The organism is Bartonella senegalensis OS02 (genome assembly GCF_000312545.1).
In the GTDB taxonomy this organism is placed as follows: Bacteria; Pseudomonadota; Alphaproteobacteria; order Rhizobiales; family Rhizobiaceae; genus Bartonella; species Bartonella senegalensis.
In genome coordinates this window covers 5,668-8,695 of record NZ_HE997541.1, presented here as the reverse complement: position 1 = coordinate 8,695, position 3,028 = coordinate 5,668, and the positions used below count along the sequence as shown (strand labels likewise).

At 36.9% G+C, this 3,028-nt stretch carries 3 protein-coding genes and 1 pseudogene; all 4 read right to left on the bottom strand.

Features of this window, described 5'->3' with window-relative positions; genetic code table 11:
- Positions 1 to 846: pseudogene (locus BN200_RS04565) on the bottom strand (ERF family protein); the annotation flags it as partial.
- A gap of 148 nt (positions 847 to 994) precedes the next feature.
- Positions 995 to 1,522: an antA/AntB antirepressor family protein gene (locus tag BN200_RS04560; protein WP_019221336.1), complete on the bottom strand. Its 528-nt coding sequence runs from the start codon at positions 1,520 to 1,522 to the stop codon at positions 995 to 997.
- Between the two features lie 363 nt (positions 1,523 to 1,885).
- Positions 1,886 to 2,647 (bottom strand): antA/AntB antirepressor family protein, encoded by a 762-nt coding sequence (locus tag BN200_RS04550; protein WP_019221335.1) that lies wholly within the window; start codon positions 2,645 to 2,647, stop codon positions 1,886 to 1,888.
- Positions 2,648 to 2,746: 99 nt separating this feature from the next.
- A partial coding sequence (locus BN200_RS04545; RefSeq protein ID WP_019221334.1) for a Rha family transcriptional regulator occupies positions 2,747 to 3,028 on the bottom strand: 282 nt, incomplete at its 5' end.

Here is a 3,028-nt window from a genome sequence, read left to right as displayed (position 1 = left end):
ATCTGTTTTTCTTGTTGAGTTGGTGCATATTCAATATCTTGGATATGAATATATTCGGCATCTTGTATAGAGGCGTTTGTTTGCTCTTGTTGTGGAAGAGATTGTTCTTTTAGAGCCTTTTGTTTGTTTTGTTTATCCTTCAAAAGATGCAAAACGATTTGAGCTTGTCCCTCAGACATATCGGTAAGATTTTTGACTTTAACATAATCAAGTACCTTTGCTTTTTCTGATTGGGTTTGCACTATGAGTCTTCTGATTTCATTGATTTGCTGCGGAAATGCCTTTTTAATAGGCGGGTTTCCATCTGTATCGTCTGTCTTTGCTTGCGACATTAAGAAGCATGCCTAACAGATATCTGCGTGCGTAGGTAATAGTAGAGCCAACCGCTTGTATGTTGTTTTTGCTCCCGGTAGCGTCAAAGGGAAATGTTCCTTGTGTTGATATTTCGTTGCCAGATATATGCTTTAAAGTCATTTCCACGGTTATGCCATTTGAACTCTGTTCTTTGATACGAGAGAACAAAGCAAAATGATGTTTTGAAAGGGTATCCTTTACAGCATCAATGTACTGATCAAGCTTCGCATATTGGCTATTTGTATGGGTGTTTGTAGCGTTTTTTTGTATTTTTTGATATTCCATTTGCATAGCGGAAAGATCACGGACAAAATTTTGGCGCTCTTGACGTTTTATCTCCTTATCTCGCAATTCAAGAAGGCTCTTGAGACGATCCAGATCAACATCACTTTGTAAAGCTCTTTCTAAAATAAGCTCCATAGCTGTAGAGTTGGTTTCACAAGCGTTTGTTTTTTCCACTAATTCCGTTTGTGTAGTACTTATTTCATTCATCTTGATTTCCTCCATTTAAAGCGCAATTCACCCGTGGCGTGAATCACGCATGTGTTGAAAGTCGGTTGGTTGTTAGAAGCCTGTATTTAGAGACTGCGTGATATTTTCCCTCCCCGCTTGTAAAACGAGGAGGTGAATCAATTTTTACTTAAGCCGCTTTAACGACAGATCTTGCTAAGACCTGTTTTGCTTCTTTAATTAACGCTTTATATTTTCTGTTCTCTTCATCTACTCTAAAAGCATCAACAAGACGCACATGGATAGGACCTAAAAGATACAAAGCTTTTTCACCAGCATTCATACCCTCCCAATAGCTTGGTAAATCAAAACGTGTATCTTCATAATCAGTAGATTGACTTTTTAACTTTTTCTCACACTCAATAAAGTAACGACGAGCCTGCCTACCTTTTTCATTACGTTCAACCATTGAGAGCTCTTTCGCCATGTCTAATGTAAGGTAGTACTCTGTCATGCTTACATTTTGACGCTCCCCCGTTTTGGGGAACGTTAAAATGTAGTCTTTTGTGTGAACAAATTTATATGTTTTTATGCGATTTTTAATCCATGTCGTGAAGTCGCGACCTATTTCCAAAAATGTATGCAATTCACGTGCATTAACGGTTTGAATAATTTCCTGATCAATGATTTGTTCTGTAATTTTAATGAGAGTGTTCATTATGAACTCCTATGCATTTAGATGTTTTTCATTGACACTCAATAAAGAATGCCGGGTGCTGAAAAACACGGTGCATAGTCCGTCGTTACGCTTTCCCCATAAAGGGTATTGTATAGCGTAACTACACCCGACAAAGCCATTATATGCGTGTAACATAGAATGAGTCAAAGCCTTTAATGTGCGGAAAATAAACTGTTTCGGCAATTCATCCGCTATGCATTTTAAGTGTTTTTCAAGCACCTGATTCGAGCATATATATACTGATAGTATATTGTCAATTAAAAAATTAAAAATTTGACGCCAATAAACAGTATCCATTTCATCAGTGAGTTTATATTTCTTTTTTATCATGAAAACCTCCTCTTAATGCATGCTTTGTCTTTTAAGCTCTTGAGACAGCAGCCCCATGCCTTTTATGGTAATTTTTGCGCAAGGAATGACTTTTTCTAGTCCACTAGCGGTTTGAAGTGTGATCGTTGGACAATCCATCAGTTGCTTTTGGATTTTGTCTTGATAAGGGAGTAAATTTCCACCTGCTGCACGTCTATAAACCCAACCTTTTTGCTGTAAAAACTGAATGAATTGTTTTGGTTGCATCTCGAGTATTTTAGCCGCTTCAGTAAGACCAAAGAGCCCATCATGGCGCTGTAAACTTTCAAGTGCCATGGCTTTTGGTGTTAAATCTTCAATAATGCTGTCTTTTTGATCTATTTGCCCTTGGAGGTAATTCAAAAAACCAATCATAGCTTTGGGACTTGAATAGTCGATTTGTGGGGCTGCTACCTGTTTTGCGCGCTTTTCGCATTCGATAAAATATAAACGGGCTTCTCTACCTTTCTTATTGTTTTCAAGCATAGAAAGTTCTTTTGCTCTATCAAGTGTGAGATAGTAGTTAATCGCGATAACAGCCCTAGATTTTGCGTTCGCCAAATTTGGCGAGCGCAAATCTTGTGTTTTTATAAAGTCTTGTCCTTCTATAAAATTGTATTTGCTAATACGGTCTTTAATCCAATTGGAAAAGTCACGTTTTGCTTCTAAAAATGCGTGTAGATCACGTGCATTAACTGTTTGAACAGTTTCCTTATCAATGGTTTGTTCTTTAATCTCTATGAGGGTGTTATTCATGATGCGCTCCTATGCAGTCTGTTTAATTTTATTTTTGAGATGCATGATGATAGCTGTCATTGCTTCAGGGTTCGAAAAATCGATTTGAGGATTAGCTGCTTATTCTTCTAATTTTTTCCAATAATCTATAATTTTTGCGCGTAATACAGTGTTGTAACCTAAAATAACAATAAGAGCTTCACGTTTTGGTAGATGGTAACAAGGACGGTTTTTACCTTGTGAATCTTTATATAATCCAGCAAAATTACTCAGATCAATTTTAAGTTCGTTAAATACTTTACGAATATCACGCATAACATGATCATGTCTTTTACCACATAATTCTGCTATCTCACGACTGGACATAGTTTGAACAGCTTCATTTTTGATCGTGTTGTTTTG

Bases quoted from the DNA above. Each gene is read 5' to 3' on its own strand.
- BN200_RS04550 (WP_019221335.1), bottom strand. From the start codon at position 2,647: ATGAATAACACCCTCATAGAGATTAAAGAACAAACCATTGATAAGGAA.
- BN200_RS04560 (WP_019221336.1), bottom strand. From the start codon at position 1,522: ATGAACACTCTCATTAAAATTACAGAACAAATCATTGATCAGGAAATT.